The 15,849-nt window shown below is 39.0% G+C and carries 17 protein-coding genes; 13 read left to right on the forward strand and 4 right to left on the reverse strand.

Features of this window, described 5'->3' with window-relative positions:
• Positions 1-131: 131 nt before the first annotated feature.
• Positions 132-455: a DUF6660 family protein gene (locus K6T82_RS24670; protein ID WP_370433041.1), complete on the reverse strand. Its 324-nt coding sequence runs from the start codon at positions 453-455 to the stop codon at positions 132-134.
• Positions 456-881: 426 nt separating this feature from the next.
• A complete protein-coding gene (locus K6T82_RS10835; RefSeq protein WP_219071603.1) occupies positions 882-2,285 on the reverse strand; it encodes a DUF6602 domain-containing protein in 1,404 nt (467 codons plus the stop codon).
• 270 nt (positions 2,286-2,555) lie between these two features.
• On the opposite strand from K6T82_RS10835, the gene K6T82_RS10840 reads away from it, so the two are divergent.
• From K6T82_RS10840 to K6T82_RS10855, 4 genes are all read left to right on the forward strand, one after another.
• The gene (locus K6T82_RS10840; protein WP_219071604.1) at positions 2,556-2,945 is read left to right on the forward strand and encodes a hypothetical protein; all 390 of its coding nucleotides are present in this window, start codon (positions 2,556-2,558) and stop codon (positions 2,943-2,945) included.
• Positions 2,946-3,166: 221 nt separating this feature from the next.
• The gene (locus K6T82_RS10845) at positions 3,167-3,502 is read left to right on the forward strand and encodes a hypothetical protein (RefSeq protein ID WP_219071605.1); all 336 of its coding nucleotides are present in this window, start codon (positions 3,167-3,169) and stop codon (positions 3,500-3,502) included.
• Between the two features lie 385 nt (positions 3,503-3,887).
• A complete protein-coding gene (locus K6T82_RS10850; protein WP_223705934.1) occupies positions 3,888-4,934 on the forward strand; it encodes a succinylglutamate desuccinylase/aspartoacylase family protein in 1,047 nt (348 codons plus the stop codon).
• 112 nt (positions 4,935-5,046) lie between these two features.
• Complete coding sequence (locus tag K6T82_RS10855) at positions 5,047-6,120, forward strand: mechanosensitive ion channel family protein (protein ID WP_219071607.1); 1,074 nt, start codon at positions 5,047-5,049, stop codon at positions 6,118-6,120.
• Between the two features lie 197 nt (positions 6,121-6,317).
• Here K6T82_RS10855 and K6T82_RS10860 read toward each other — a convergent pair whose 3' ends face one another.
• Positions 6,318-7,703: a hypothetical protein gene (locus K6T82_RS10860; protein WP_223705935.1), complete on the reverse strand. Its 1,386-nt coding sequence runs from the start codon at positions 7,701-7,703 to the stop codon at positions 6,318-6,320.
• A 191-nt stretch (positions 7,704-7,894) separates the two neighbouring features.
• Entirely contained in the window at positions 7,895-8,191 is a 297-nt protein-coding gene (locus tag K6T82_RS10865) for a hypothetical protein (RefSeq protein ID WP_223705936.1), read from the reverse strand.
• 161 nt (positions 8,192-8,352) lie between these two features.
• Between K6T82_RS10865 and istA the strand changes: the two genes are divergently transcribed.
• The 9 genes from istA (at position 8,353) to K6T82_RS10910 (ending at position 15,849) form a co-directional block, all read left to right on the forward strand.
• On the forward strand, positions 8,353-9,906 hold the full coding sequence (istA, locus tag K6T82_RS10870; RefSeq protein ID WP_073414698.1) for an IS21 family transposase: 1,554 nt from the start codon (positions 8,353-8,355) through the stop codon (positions 9,904-9,906).
• Between the two features lie 12 nt (positions 9,907-9,918).
• A complete protein-coding gene (gene istB / locus K6T82_RS10875; RefSeq protein WP_073411995.1) occupies positions 9,919-10,656 on the forward strand; it encodes an IS21-like element helper ATPase IstB in 738 nt (245 codons plus the stop codon).
• 153 nt (positions 10,657-10,809) lie between these two features.
• Complete coding sequence (locus tag K6T82_RS10880) at positions 10,810-11,070, forward strand: PcfJ domain-containing protein (protein WP_223705937.1); 261 nt, start codon at positions 10,810-10,812, stop codon at positions 11,068-11,070.
• A gap of 274 nt (positions 11,071-11,344) precedes the next feature.
• Positions 11,345-11,716: a hypothetical protein gene (locus K6T82_RS10885; protein ID WP_035690951.1), complete on the forward strand. Its 372-nt coding sequence runs from the start codon at positions 11,345-11,347 to the stop codon at positions 11,714-11,716.
• A gap of 148 nt (positions 11,717-11,864) precedes the next feature.
• A complete protein-coding gene (locus K6T82_RS10890) occupies positions 11,865-12,716 on the forward strand; it encodes a DUF3347 domain-containing protein (RefSeq protein WP_008463764.1) in 852 nt (283 codons plus the stop codon).
• Positions 12,717-12,730: 14 nt separating this feature from the next.
• Entirely contained in the window at positions 12,731-13,801 is a 1,071-nt protein-coding gene (locus K6T82_RS10895; RefSeq protein ID WP_008463763.1) for a YncE family protein, read from the forward strand.
• 131 nt (positions 13,802-13,932) lie between these two features.
• A complete protein-coding gene (locus tag K6T82_RS10900) occupies positions 13,933-14,625 on the forward strand; it encodes a DUF3347 domain-containing protein (RefSeq protein ID WP_008463762.1) in 693 nt (230 codons plus the stop codon).
• A gap of 239 nt (positions 14,626-14,864) precedes the next feature.
• Complete coding sequence (locus tag K6T82_RS10905) at positions 14,865-15,377, forward strand: DUF3347 domain-containing protein (protein ID WP_008463761.1); 513 nt, start codon at positions 14,865-14,867, stop codon at positions 15,375-15,377.
• Position 15,378: 1 nt separating this feature from the next.
• On the forward strand, positions 15,379-15,849 hold the full coding sequence (locus tag K6T82_RS10910; RefSeq protein ID WP_008463760.1) for a heme-binding domain-containing protein: 471 nt from the start codon (positions 15,379-15,381) through the stop codon (positions 15,847-15,849).

Here is a 15,849-nt window from a genome sequence, read left to right on the forward strand (position 1 = left end):
GTCTTTAAGATGGGGAAAGTTAGAAGTGCGTACAGGCATCCCGATTGGTTACGGTAAAGCATACGCCTGCCCTGCAGGACATTCAATGCCTGCCATAGCCCACTACTGGTGGGATGCGCAATCCGAAAAATCTAAACGAAAATCTTAGGCGGCTGCCAGATGGTTCCAGTGTAGCTGGAAATGAACTGGCAGTCTCTCAAAACAGTATTCCTGGCACTGATGTGCTGCTGGGGAAGATTAAAATCCGGCATCTTGAAGCTGAATTTTAAAACCGAAACACTGCAGCAGGAGCACTGGCAGAAAGGAGTGCAGTGGTCGTCATTATCACGGCTGTGATTATGGGTAAGCTCCTTCTGGTCCGAATTGGATGAAATACAGCTATTGTATACATCACTGCATGGAACTGCTAGCAGCCCTAGAATGTAAAGTAGTAATATTGTTGTTTTCCATCTCATGGGACAAATGTATAAAATAGTTTATGCAATCCGATTGCAAAGTGACTACATGCGCAATAAAGCGCTGATTACAGGAAAAATACGTATCGATATTGCCGCATACCTTAAACAGACAATTCCGGCTTCCTAAATGAAGACGCGGCGTGATTATTTCCTGTAATGCAAAGTAAACATTCAATTTTGTAAACATTCTGAATTTTTGCCCAATTAAGCAAAAAACATGTTTTTTTTCATAGTTTCTTGGAAAATACGGATGCACCCACATCCAGTACGGCACGGCTGCCTAACAAAAAAGCCTACGCTTTGATTCAGGTGCCGGCTTAGTTAAATTCCAAGTTTATACCATAGCTATTCCAATGCAGTTTGTTCTTTTAGCCTAAAAAAACTCGTTAATAATTGAATAAGGGAAATAGAAAACATTTCACTTTAGTCATTGTTGTACTTTTCAATGAGCAGCTCTCTTTTCATTTCACCCATCATCCAATTCCTTACATCCTTTATGCGCTTTTTAACGTCATTTTTTATGATTTCCATATCGGGCTCAAAATCTGCCGTACCCCTGATTTCTGAAATAAATGAATGGAAAGGTGTCCAATCATTGTGAGTCAATATCTGGTGCAGAGACAGACTGGCTGTTTCCCTCAACACACTAAAGTAAAACCCATTTATTTTCTTTGCTGAATTTTCAACTTCCAAAAACGCAAATAACCGTTGAAAGAAAAACGATTCTCCTATAGAGATGCCTTTTGCATCTTCAATAATATATAATGACGGACATGAATATTCATCGTTTTCGAGATTGTTATAATCTATGAAACCGCATATTTTATTGGGTACACAAACTACATCTAAATGATCATAAATGGCGTGTATACCATTCTTTTTATAGAAAGATGCAATTGTATTCGCGGCTGATTTATTGTTCATTTTGGTATTAAACGCAAATATTCCCTTAAAAAAAGGAATGGAATTCATTGGTCCTTCACATATTTTTTCAATACCCTTCAGCGAATCTGCAATTGTTGCGGAAGTTAAAGTCGTTTTAACCTCAATTACGGCCGCTACGGATTCCTTTTTTACCACTACTAGGTCATCTTCTCTAAAAACGGGAATATAATTGTGCTGGTCGTAAATTATGATATCAATCTGTTTATTGCTGCCCTCTATAAATCCTGTTGCGACATGAAATTTTTTAGGCACATATTTTCGGAGCACAGAAATAAAAAGCTGCTCTCTATAATTTCCAACTGTCTGGCCATGGCTGATGATATAATTAATGCGCTCGCTCTGGCTTCTGATTTCACTTGAAATTGAAGACAGGTATCTTTTTTTATTTTCAAGCTCGATTGTATTCCTGCCTAAAATAATAAACTCACTTGATTTAAATTCATCATACTTAAATGTGCCCACGGCTAAGTGAGATTTAAGGATTCCAGAGGCCTCTAATTTGGTCACACCTATTGATGTTACTAATAGATCAACGCAATCATCAACCTTTAGTCTTTTATGTGGGGAAGAATGGAGCGTATTGATTACCTCATGCCAGTTTTTTTTTATCTTGCTCTGCAGGGTGCTATAATATTTATCGCTAAAAGAACAGCTTCTGTCTACAATCAAAAACGGATTTACCAACTGTGCAAACTGCTGCATATCATAAGTGACTAACCCCCTTGCTTCTGTTTTATCATCGTCAGAAGTCCAATAAAATTTCACGGCATTACCATCAATTGCAAATACTTTTCCTGTCTGAGCTTCGCTGTAGTGGTCCTTATGGTTGATTATCAAATGATTTTTTTCCTTTAGAAATTCTAAGAATTCTTTTGTTGTCAATTTAGTCAATTTTTTGGTTAATGGTTAAAAAAAGTATGTTTATATCTTCGCACATTACGCATTCTGTCATCTTCTCCAATCAAGCGAATTTAGCATATTTTTCTTAGATTTTTTTCATCCCAGGCCATAAACTGCCTCAAATCATCGAGTCAAACAATAAAGTGTGCATGAATCTTTTACGTTTGGAAATCATCTGAATTTCGGCACATTATTTGGTGTTTTTTTTAAAATAAAATATTAATTTACTGCTAATTAACTAATCTGAAAATTATGAAAAAAACTTTATTTTTTCTGCTAGTCTTCGCAATGTTCACTACCGTATCGGCCCAAAGCCAATCCGCTTCCAATTCCTTCACATTTCCATGCGTCGACGCTTCATACAGGCTATACAGCACAAACAACATGTGGACCTATATCAAACTCAACACCCGAAACGGACAGATGTGGCAGGTCCAGTGGGACACTGGAAAAAACAGGTTCGAGTCTCCCCTTTCTCTAAAAGCACTTGTTGCCCCTGATCAGGAAAAAAACAACAGATTTGCACTTAGCCCTACCACCAATATATACAATTTCATTCTGCTCGACCAGGTTGACGGACGGGTTTGGCAGGTGCAGTGGTCAAACAAACCCGAAGAGCGCGCCATTTTAGCCATAGAATAAAGAAAGGCTGCAAAAAGCATTTTTCTCCATTGGCCAATAGCCTAATCCCGGCATTTAAAAATATAGGATAAGCATTAATGCATAAATGCATGAAGTTAAATCTTTGCTATATTTGGGATGCGCCGGCTGATTTTGTTTAAAATGCCTTATATTTGGCAGGACTATAAAAAATAAGCCAGAATTCTATCTTTAGCATGAAGCATTTTAAAAGCATATTGATAATGGCGCTTCTTGCCATACGCATGCTTTTCGGGGTTGAAGTCCACAGCGTGTCCTCCGCTCTTGCCGATTGTGCTGAGATGCTCAATTTTTCCAGCAGGAATGCCAAGCAGTCTGCTGTTGATGCACCCCACAGCAAAAAGAAAATCCGCATAAGCGCTTCTTCTCAGGACAAAAAAGAGAAGCATAAAGCCCCTGCTGCATTAAAATCTCTATTTGAAAAATTTGCTTATGAGGCGCTATCGCTTACGCACAGCAAGAGTTTCGCCTATTTTAAGCTCAAAGCCGCATTTACTGCCTCTTCAACCGGGTCGCTTTACCGGCTGAATCTCTTCTAGCCCTTATTAAATTTCCCTGCTGCCTTTTATCGCATAGCGGCAAAACTATCGCAATTCAGCTTCACGGCTTTGCACCGATGGCTGTCTTTCTATTCTTTTGAGCCTGCTGTGCTTCAGGTATGCCCAACAGAAGCTGTTCCCTCTGCAATTCTCAATGCCCGAAAATAAGCTGGCGGTTTTTCGCAAACCTCCTTTATATTTCCACATTCAGCGGCAGGATGATTATGGTATTCCCTATAATTTTTTGGGCATACATACTCTTTCAATTGATTTTCAAGACAGCTGAAAATTCCTTTAATCCTATTAAAACCAGGCTTTAGCACAGTCTGCAAATCAGGATGATTGTTCTGTAATCATACAGAACCATTATCCATCACATAATGCAATGAAAAATTTAATTCTTTTTTTTATATACCTTTTTGCCATCCACAGCGTCCAGTCCCAAAAAATATCCCTTAAGGAGTATTTTGAAAAGCAGGAAGCGTCCATAAATGATACGGTTATGTGTCTGAAATCTTCGGACTCCATCTGGGCGGATCTTCCCATGACCCTTATCAAAGGACGTGAAAAAGGCCCTACCCTTACCATAGCCGCCGGAATCCGCCAAGGCGGCTTTCCCGCAGCCGCCTCTCTTCTTGAGCTTCGCCGCGAGATAAACCCCCAGAAGCTCAAAGGAAACCTGATTATCATCCCCGATGCTGATGTGCAGCGCTACGATGGCCGCAGCTCCGGTTCAAATCCTATTGGGATATCCCATCTTAACGATGCTTTTCCGGGCAGTCACAGAGGAACCGCGGCAGAATTGATCGCCGATTTTGTTGCGACGGCTGTCTTCGACGCCACTGACGTATTTCTGGAGCTGAACAGCTGCGATGCGGCAAGCGATCCAATAGATTTTATCTGCTACTATGACAATTCGGAATTCATGCAGCAGACAATGCTGGAATTTCGTCTCAGCGAGGCAAGCGGACTCGATACAATCTTAAGCCATCCGTACGTCCTTTCATCTGGAGAGCCCTCGAAATGTGCCGTAAAACAGGCGGCAAGGCTGGGAATACCATCATTGAGCATGACAGTGGGAGGACAGCAAAAAGAGGGGCGCTCAGGCCTCTCACCAGCAAGGGATGCACTGTACAGGATTATGGCGGAATTGCAGCTTTACACCAATCGCAAAATAAAGCCTGCAAGGGCACCAAAACACAGGTTTAACAGAAAGGCCTTCGTAAAGGTTCCATTTCAGGGCATATTCTACAGTTCCGTTAAGGCAGGCGATAAAATAAAAGAAAACCAGCAGATCGGCTATCTGGCCGATATTTTCGGAAACAGGATAAAAACCCTCACTGCGCCCCAGTCGGGCACAGTCCTTTACAAAACCGAAGCAAATCCCGTAAATTCTGATGAAACCGTATTCTGCATCGGATACCGAATCTAAGGGCAGGCATATTTGCCGGATTTCGTTTTGGAGCGTTTTCGAACTGCTCAGATAATTAACAGATGCAATGCATGCCTGCATTCATTTTTCTAACTTATAAAAATAAAAGTTCATGGAAGAGATTCTAAGCACCCTGATTTGGGGAAACACTATTTATAAATGGCTCACAGCGCTAATAATTATAATTCTCCTATTTGCACTCATAAAAATATTTAAAATATACATTTTCAAACGGCTCAAAATATGGGCAGCGTCCACTGCCACATCGTGGGACGAATTCGCAATGGAGGTTATTGAGATCAATGTTCTGCCCCTGCTCTATATCAGCACCGTTTATTTTTCGCTGCAGGCCCTGTCTTTAGGCCTGAAGGCTAAAAATATTCTCCATACGGCTTATATGATGGCGATCACTTTTTTTATCATTAAAATAATAATTGCTGCCTTCAAAAAATTCGTATTGTCCTTTATCAAGCGCGATCAGGACAGCGAAAGCAAGGAAAAGCAGGCAGGCGGGCTTATAGCCATAGTGAATATCATCATCTGGATTTTAGGCGCAGTGTTCCTTATTGACAATATGGGCTACAATGTCACTACCATCGTAGCGGGTCTGGGTGTGGGAGGTATCGCCATTGCCCTTGCGGCGCAGACCGTACTTGGAGATCTGTTCAGCTATTTTGTCATCTTCTTTGACCGTCCATTTGAAATCGGAGATTTTGTAACAGTGGGCACCGACAGCGGCGTTATCGAATATATCGGGATAAAGACCACCCGCATCAGGACCCTCAACGGCGAACAGCTGGTATGCTCCAATACAGACCTGACCAACTCAAGGCTTCGCAACTTCAAACGCATGGAAAGGAGAAGGATTGTTTTCACTATCCGGGTTACTTACCAGACTTCTGATAAGCAGCTTAGGGACATTCCCGCAATTGTCGAATCCATAATAGCTTCAAAAGATAAGCTTATTTATGACAGGGGGCATTTTTCCGCTTTTGGGGATTTCAGCCTAAACTTTGAATTCGTCTATTACGTGGATGACCCGGATTACAATTTCTATATGGATTGCCAGCAGGCCGTCTATCTTGAGATTTTCAGGGCCTTTACAGATAAAGGAATTGAACTTGCCTACCCAACGCAGACCATACAGATCGATAGCCTGCCTGTTTTTTCAGTTGCAAGGAATTAAAAATCAGTTTTTAATTGATGTCCCTGCCCAGAAAAATCTGCACCCTTAAGAAAGAGACAATCAAAAATTTGATTGTCTCTTTCTGTCTGATAAAATGTGAACAGGCACGGTTTTATTTTTCAGTAATATTTTTTGCCAGTTTTAAATATTGGCAATATCATTTATTATCTGGACGCCAGACGTGAAAAGCTAAATGCTTAGCGCGCAATTATGGCAAGTAAAATATCATATACCAATGCTTTAAGCTCCTTATTGTAAGGCGACAGATCCCTGCCCGGCGGATTTCCATGATAAATCAGGTTGCGTACTTTAATAAGCTGGTCAAATTCAATATTATATTTGCCCGGGTCCAATTTGAGATACTTTATGAAACCCTCAAACTGATCAATAAGGCCTGTCTTTTTAATAAACGATACTTTCTCGAAAGCTTTGGAATCAAATTCCAGTTTATCATCCTCCTCCACTATTTCGCCAATTTCCTTTATTTTCGTTTTTATGAATTTATTAATAGAGCCCTCTGATCCTATAAAAGCATATTCTTCCTTGACAGTAAAAGTCTGGCCGTCCAAGGGATTCTTTAAAAAAAAGTTCCTGAACTTTTCAACGATGTTGTATAGGACCATGAAAGCTGAAATATCATCAAGATGCTTTATGCTTATCAGTCTTGGAACAGCCTCCCGGATTAGTTCTCTTAAATATTGGAATTTGTCAAAATCAATCGACTCCGCAAAATCGTAAATATTCGAATATTTATCTTTCAAATGAAATTCCTGAGATAAATCATTGCGCTCTCCGCTAAGCTTAAAAACTTCCCTGGTGCCATAATTTTCCCTATCATTCACTCTTAGCAATGCATTGAAAAAATCAATGCTTTTTTCCCAATACAGGGACATCATAAGGCATAAATCTTCTCCGAGCGAAAGAAGATCCAGATCTTTTATCTTTTGGCTGTCATCCCTAATAATCAGCTCGGCATCTCTGGTTATTACAAAATCTTTTTTTGGTTCGCCCTGTTTGTACGAATGGTTTAAAGAAAGCATAAATTCGACAGGGCCGAAACTTGTCCACCTGTTTTCATTACGCTCAATGAATTTATCATCTGAATCATAAGTCCCAAGCTGGCCGTACTGGATATATCCCGCGAGGTGGGAAATGGCATTGTCCCCGAGCCTGAATCTTGCGTCCCCGGCATACCTTCCATTCTCGAAAAGACAAAAATTTTGAAGAACCAGTATCAGGAATTTCTTGTCATGATCGTAATAATGGGTTTCCTGAATCCCAATTAGAGAGTTTTCAGAAAACTCAAAAAATTCCGGATTTACCCATTTATGCGGAGATACAGCAGGTTGTATCATATCGAGGATACTTACACCTGCTTTCGCAAGACTCCTGAACTTCTCGTAAAGATGATCAGATGGCTTATAGTAAATTTTAAGCTGCACCTCTTCAGGCTTTCTTTGATTGTAAATCAGTCTGGCATCATATTGTGAATTAGCGCTTTCAGTGGGAAAGCCGTCCAGCACCTCCTTATGCTCTGCAAGCTTCAGCAATATGGGCACATCTTTTTGGTAGTAGTCCTTCATAAACAAGAATTAAATTTCATCAGAATATTAACTGGCTGCGCCTTAAATTAAAAGCACCCAATCAGCCAAATTTAACAAAATAAAACAGCATTCAAGGCAGGTACAATTACCTGAAATCTCTATACTTTCATTTATTGGGTACTCAACCCTTCTTAAGTTTTTTTTATGGATCAATATTTCAGCAAAGCAATCTAATGAACCCTTACAATCTGAGACTCGGGAAAATCAACCTCAAGATATTTCTTTATGATTCCGGTTATCACATCAATGCGCGTCCCAATAATCACAGATCTGTCTTTTACTGGCCAATCGGTCATTATTGCGGTTAATTTTGGCTTTACAGTTCCCGAAATCAAATGCATAGGATCCGTATACCACAAGCCGCATCCGCTGATTCCGTGAAGGTCAGGTCCGGTTCCAAAAGTACCATTCCTGCTGTTAAATGCTGATTTTTTATTGTAATGGGCAATAATGGAAAAAGCGGTCAAATTGACCACACTTTTTCAGCATAAAGTGACCATCGATTTCGGGTCAAACTGACCACTCCTTTTCAATTTAAACTGACCACCTTGTTTCGGTTCAAATTGACCACCTAACACTACTTCTTTTCATGCTGTTAAACCATGGATCTGTATAAAAACTACAGACTATGGCAAATAACAAACTAGACATGAACAAAATCAGAAAAGTCATTAAGTTGCACTGCAACGGCAAAAGCAAGCTGTTTATAAGCCGATATTTATCTCTTTCCAGAAATACTGTGAAAAAATATATCTCTTTATTTGAAGTGCTGGGATTAAGCCTGGAAACTGTCAACAAGAAAACTGACACTGAATTGGACGAGCTGTTTTCTCAGGGTCCGACAGAAGTTGTTTCCTCAAGAATCGAAGATCTGTATGCTTATTTTCCTCAGATGGAACGGGAATTAAAAAAGGTGGGCATCACCATACAAACTATGTGGGAAAGGTATATTGAAACCCATCCCGATGGTCTTAGAGTAACGCAGTTCAGGAATCGCTTCAGAGACTGGAGCAACAAGGTAAACCCTGTGATGCATATGAATCACAAGGCTGGCGATAAAATGTATGTGGATTATGCTGGAAAGACACTCTCAATTATAGACAAAAACACGTCCGAGGTTCAGGAAGTACAGTTTTTTGTTGCCATACTCGGTGCCAGCCAGTATACTTACGCAGAAGCGTCAATGAGCCAGCAGAAGGAAGATTTTGTAGCTTCGGTAGAAAATGCAATGCGTTTTTTTCAAGGAACGCCTGCCGCAATTGTGCCTGACAACTTAAAATCTGCCGTAGTCAGAACCAGCCGCTTCGAACCCACCATTAATGAAACTCTTGCAGATTTAGCTGAACATTATGAAACCACTATTCTGCCCGCAAGAGCCTACAGGCCCAGAGACAAATCTTTAGTTGAAGGAGCAGTCAAGATACTTTACAGAAGAATTTATGCAAATCTGAAAGACTCTAAATACTTCAGCATAGAAGAACTGAACCAGGAAATATGGAATCTGCTCGATGCGCATAATAACAAGAAACTTACCGGAAGACCATACTCTCGTTTTGAACTCTTCATGGAAGATGAAAGACATGAACTGCAGCCTCTTCCTCTGGAACGCTTTGAGATTAAATACCAGTCTCTGGCAACAGTAATGCAGAACGGGCACGTCCAGTTAAGCCAGGATAAAAACTACTATAGCGTGCCCTATCAATATTTAAAGAAAAAAGTAAAGCTGCTCTACACAAGCTCTACTGTTGAAATATACTTCAAATACAACCGTATAGCCACACACATCAGAAATCCAAAGCCCTACATCTATACCACAAATCCAGAACATATGGCAAGCACACATCAGTTTGTAGCACAGTGGAATGCCTTAAGGTTTATTGAATGGGCCAACAGCATTGATCCGGCAGTAGGAGAATATATTATGCAGATAATAGAAAGCAGGAACCACCCCGAGCAGGCCTATAAAAGCTGTCTAGGCATATTGTCTTTTGAAAAGAAAGTAGGTGCAGAAAGATTAGCAAATGCCTGCAAACGTGCTCTGGACTTTAAGATTTATAATTTTAAAACCATACAGAACATCTTAGAAAACAGTCTGGATAAGATACCTATGGAACACGAAAAGGAAGAAGATCAGGATCTTCCCGACCACGGCAATATCAGAGGAAAAAATTATTATAACTAAAATCAATTTACAATGAATGAATCTACTGTAGCAAAAATGAAACAGATGAAGCTTCATGGAATGCATAACGCCTTCATGACAGCTATCGAGAGCGGTAAAACCGATCATTATACCATTGACCAGTTTATGTCAATGATAATAGATGCCGAATGGGATGAACGCCACAACAGGCGTATTGAACGCAGTATTACCAATGCACTCTTCCATTACAAATCAAATATTGAAAGCATCAATTTTGACCAGTCCCGGAACATTGACAGAAATCTTATACTCCGGCTTGCAGAATGCAGTTTTGTAGAAAAGAATGAAAATATACTAATCACAGGAAGCACAGGTGTCGGCAAAAGTTTTTTAGGAACAGCACTTGGTTATCAGGCCTGTATTGAAGGCTATAGAGTAAGTTATTTTAATACTGCAAAATTGTTTGCAAAGCTGAAAATGGCCAAAGCAGACGGTACATACCTGAGAGAACTGATGAAAATACAAAGGCAGGATGTTATCATACTAGATGACTTTGGACTCCAGGCATTGGACAGCCAGAACAGAATCACACTTTTAGAGATCATCGAGGACAGGCACAACAATGGTTCTATTATAGTAACCTCGCAGATCCCCGTTCAGGGATGGTATGACATAATCGGCGAGAAAACCATAGCAGATGCAATCCTTGATAGATTAATACATCAGGCCCACAGGGTTGAGCTGCATGGGGAATCAATGAGAAAGAAAAAAAGCATAATCAAGGAATAATTATTTATCTATATTTGAAACAATAATTAACACACGAAAAAAAGTAGTTTTTTAGGTGCTCACTTTGCACCGAAATTAGATGGTCACTTTAAACCGAAACGAAGTGGTCACTTTAAATTGGAAAACAGTGGTCAATATCACTGAGTTTTACATATGACCGAAGGCGACAGCCTGAGACACTGTGTTTTTACCAATGAGTATTTCAAAAAGATAGATTCCCTGCTCTTCTCTGCACGCATTGACAACAAACCAATCGAAACTATAGAGGTTTCTCTTTCTAAAATGGAAATAGCACAGTGCCGTGGTTTGAGGAATCACAATTCAAAACATCATAAAGCTATTTTCAGTTTGATGAAAAAAAACCTTTATCAGATTCGCTCCCGAATGAAAAAGAAGAAAGCAGAACAATGCTAAAAGCGGAAAAACCGAAGAACTTTCGGTTTTTCCGCTTTATAACATTTCAGACACTGAAATTTTCCTTGCTGATTTATAGCAATCTTCCTCTTAGATTGTTCAAATCAAAAAAAAATAATTACTGTTCAATAGCGTACTGCCTTCAATGCAGACTATTAAACAGGGGAAGAAAAATCCATTTCTAAATAAACTATGAAAAAATAACAATTTTAACATTTCATTTATAAACAGAGATATTTTTATAATTATCTTTGTTTACGATTTTACATGTCTTATGAAAAGATTCCACATCATAGTAATTATTACCTTAGGTTTCTTCTTGATGCCAATGGCTACTTTTGCTTGTGGAAAACTTTCTGGAAAGATTTCTTATACTAAAGAAGCTTCCAAAAATCATGACAATGATTGCTGCTCGAAAGATGGCAGTCATTCCAAAAAAAATAATGATGGCTGCTGCGGTCATAAATGTGGGCACAAGTCATGCGGTTGTGTCTCAATCTGTAACGGAGGAATTACTTTCTTTAACCAACTTGACTTTAAAAACATCACTATAAGTGTTTTTTCTAAAAAACAAAAATTCCACAGTTCAGAAACCTCCATTCTCTCTGGTTTCTATACTATCTGGCTTATCCCTAAAATAAGCTAAATACTTTTTTGACAGCCATACGTGTGTCAAAAAAGGAAGCCTAACTGCTTCATTTTTTTATTTTTCGCTTTTTGTAGAATAATTCTCTATACAGTTCTTGTATGCAATTATTTCTCAAAAGCAATATTCACTTCAAATACATTTTAAAATGAAATCAATTCAAAAAGGATTGATGGCAATCACTCTATTGCTGTCAGTCATAGTGTTTGGCGCACCTATAAAAAATGCAAAAAACATAAATGCAAAAATTTATGGTAATTGTTTAATGTGCAAAACTGCTATTGAAAAAGCAGGAAACATCAAAAATATCGCTTCGGTAAACTGGAATGAAAACACCAAAATAGCGGCTATTACCTATGATGAGAAGAAAACAAATCAGGATGAAGTCCTGAAAAGAATTGCCTTAGCAGGATATGACAGCGACCAGTTCTTAGCTCCTGGTGACGCCTATGCAAAACTTCCACAATGCTGCCAATATGAAAGAACAAATATGGCGGCTCCAATAAAAAAATCCGAAATGGATATGGGTAAAATGGATCATTCACAGCATACAGCCGCAGTTCCTGCAGATGCACAAGAAAACAGTCCTTTTAAAGCAATTTTCGACAGCTACTTTGATGTAAAAGATGCTTTGGTGAAAACAGATGCTAAAACTGCCGCATTGAAATCTAAAGAGCTCCTTACTGCAATCAATGCTATTAAAATGGAGAACCTAAAGCCAAAAGAACATACTGCATGGATGAATGCAATGAAAAGTTTAGCTTCAGATGCCACAAATATTTCTGAAAACCAAGATGTAAAAAAGCAAAGGGAATCCTTTAAAAGCCTTTCCAAAAACACGTACGATCTTATAAAAACTGCTGATCAGCCGCAGCCGGTTTATTATAATCATTGTCCAATGGTTGATGCGAATTGGCTCAGCAAAGAAAGCGGCATCAAGAATCCGTATTACGGTTCACAGATGTTAAGCTGTGGATCAACTATAGAAACAATCAAATAATCCCAAATCAAAAAATGAAAAATATAATAACCGTTAGTTCAATGCTTGGAGTTTTAATTTTAGGGACCGTTTCGCTGTTTTCTTGCAGTAAAATGGATGATATGAATATGTCCGATCCAAAACTGAATATAAACTATCCTGCCGCTTATGTGGTCAATGGTCAGGACGGCACAATTTCAGTAATCAAATTGGAAACTAATGAAGTTACAGAAACCTTAAGCCTAATGGGCAGCGGCAACGATATGATCATGTGGCCGCACCACATTTCTTTACATTCCAATCATCTGGCTATCGGTGTACCCGGAATGGACTTCTCTGCAGGCCATACCGCAGGTATGGGAGGAATGACAGGTAAACTCCTTGTAATTGACCCAGCCAGTGGGGCAACAGTAAAAAATATCAGCCTGCCAATGATGAACCACAACACAATATACAGCCCAAATGGTTCAGAAATCTGGGTGCCGCAAATGGACATCAATGGAAAAGTTCTGGTTTATGACGCCTTAACATACGCATTGAAAAGCACCATTGCAGTTGGCATGATGCCCGCTGAGCTTACCTTTTCTTCTGATGGGACTAAGGCTTATATTGCTAATGGAGATGACAATACTGTGTCAGTTATAAATACCGCAACCAAGCAGGTTACAGCCACAGTTGCTGTGGGAAAAAACCCTGTGGGTGCCTGGACAGGAACTGACGCCAGAATGTATGTTGATAATGAAGACGGGCAATCTATCTCGGTAATCAATGTGGCAACCGATGCCGTAGGCCAAACCATTGATCTAGGATTTATGCCTGGAATAGCGTCTCACAATGGAAATAAGAAAGAACTTTGGGTAAGTGATCCTGTCAATGCAAAAGTCCATTATTGGACCTGGGACCAGACTAAGATGATGTGGGTTCATGGAGGTGTATTCACTACTGGTGCCGGTGCACATGCTATAACATTTACAGCAGATGGAAATACTGCCTATGTGACCAATCAGACCGCCAATACGGTCTCTGTTGTTAATGTATCAAACCATACGGTCTCTAAAACGATTAATGTCGGTAGAAAACCCAACGGATTGGTGCTGAAAATATAAATCTGATATAAAGGCATTTAAAAGGCAAAATAGAGATTGGATTTGCAATCAAAAAAAGAATAATTCTTATAACACTCAAACAAAGGAATGTTAGACAAAAAAACATTCATTAGAGATAAAAACTAAAAAAAATGAAAAAACTAATTTTCTCAACCCTTGTAATGGCAATTGTACTTACAGCTTGTAATTCAAAAAACAAAGAAACTGCAGCTCCTGAAGCGGCTTCCGGGACAGCTCAGAATGACTCGCAATTGTATGCCTGTTCCATGCATCCTGAAATTACAGGAAAAAAAGGAGACAAATGTTCCAAATGCGGAATGGAATTAACCGAGCCAGTAAAGGAAACGGCCGGAAAAAGTGCAGAAGTAGAAACAGCCCAGACTGCTCAAGGAACATTTTCTATAAACGAAATCGTGAGTAATTATCTGTCCCTAAAAAATGCATTAACCAAAGATGATACAAAAGGAGCTGCAGATGCAGGCAAGGCATTATATGCAGTTTTTAACAGTGTAAATCCCAATTCGATAGATGCGAAATTAAAAGCAGAATATCTTGATATTGCTGATGATGCCAAAGAACACGCAGAACATATTGGAGCTAACGGCGGAAATATTGAACACCAGAGAGAGCATTTTGCCGTGTTAAGTAAAGACATGAATGATTTGATAAAATCTTTCAAATCAGAACAAAAATTGTATCAGGACTTTTGTCCTATGTATGATGGCGGAAAAGGAGCTATTTGGATAAGCGAAACCAAGGAGATCAAAAACCCATATCAAGGAAAAAAAATGTTAACCTGTGGTTCTATGAAAAAAGAACTATAGTACAGCTAAGTACTAATAAATTTATCGGGCTGTTTACATAATGACCACTCAATTTTCTCGTGACTAATGATGTTCATAATTTATTGAAATGTATCTAATTTTTTTAGACTACGCCGTGCGATACTCTTTGCTGAATATTCACTTATTTCCCATGTGTTTATTGTGTAGACAGTCCAATAGATATTTAGAAAAAAAATCAATAGCAACCTATTTTTTAAACAATTTAAAATATAATTAAAATGAAAAATACAATTCTTTCAGCCATATTAATGGTATGCGTAATGGTTTCTGGCAATGCGCAAAGCAAAAAAACAGAAGCAAAATTTTCAACTCAGCAAATTGTTGCAGATTATTTAGCGTTAAAAAATGCACTCGCAAAAGATGACAGCAACGGGGCCGCTAAAGCTGGCAAGGCACTGTATTCGGCTTTCAAAACCACAAATGTAAAATCGATAAATCCAAAATCCAAAGCTGAATATCTTGATATAGCTGACGATGCCAAAGAGCATGCAGAACATATTGGGGCCAATGGCGGTAATATTGAGCATCAAAGAGAGCATTTCGCTCTATTGAGTAAAGACATAAATGATTTGATCAAAACTTTTGGAGCTGCAAAAACACTATATCAGGATTCTTGCCCTATGTATGATGGTGGAAAAGGAGCTATCTGGATCAGTGAAACAAAAGAGATAAAAAACCCTTACTATGGTTCTAAAATGCTTACCTGCGGTTCAATGAAAAAACAATTGTAAAATGAAACGGTTCATCAGAAAGATTCTTTTTATTGGGTTAATTATTTTTCTACTGATGCAATTGTATCAGCCTGCCCGCAATTCCGATTACGGGCAGGTTTTACCAATTCACATTTCAAAAGTCTATCCCATTCCCAAAAATATACAAACGATTCTTAAGACTTCTTGTTACGATTGTCACAGCAGCAACACGCAATATCCATGGTACTCCTACATCCAGCCGGCACGTACCTTTATGGAAGGACATATCAAGGAAGGAAAAGAAAATTTGAATTTCAGCCAATGGGGAAGTTATTCGAAACGAAAACAGGAAAATAAATTAGACCGAATTGCCAAGCAGATAAAAGCCAATCAAATGCCTTTGGCTTCCTATACGCTGATCCATAAAGATGCAGTACTGAATACTGTTCAGAAAGAACAGCTACTCAATTGGATTGAAAAAGTAAGTGATAGTCTTTCAAAAATAAATTAA

The organism is Flavobacterium potami, from assembly GCF_020026915.1.
GTDB classification, from domain to species: domain Bacteria; phylum Bacteroidota; class Bacteroidia; order Flavobacteriales; family Flavobacteriaceae; genus Flavobacterium; species Flavobacterium potami.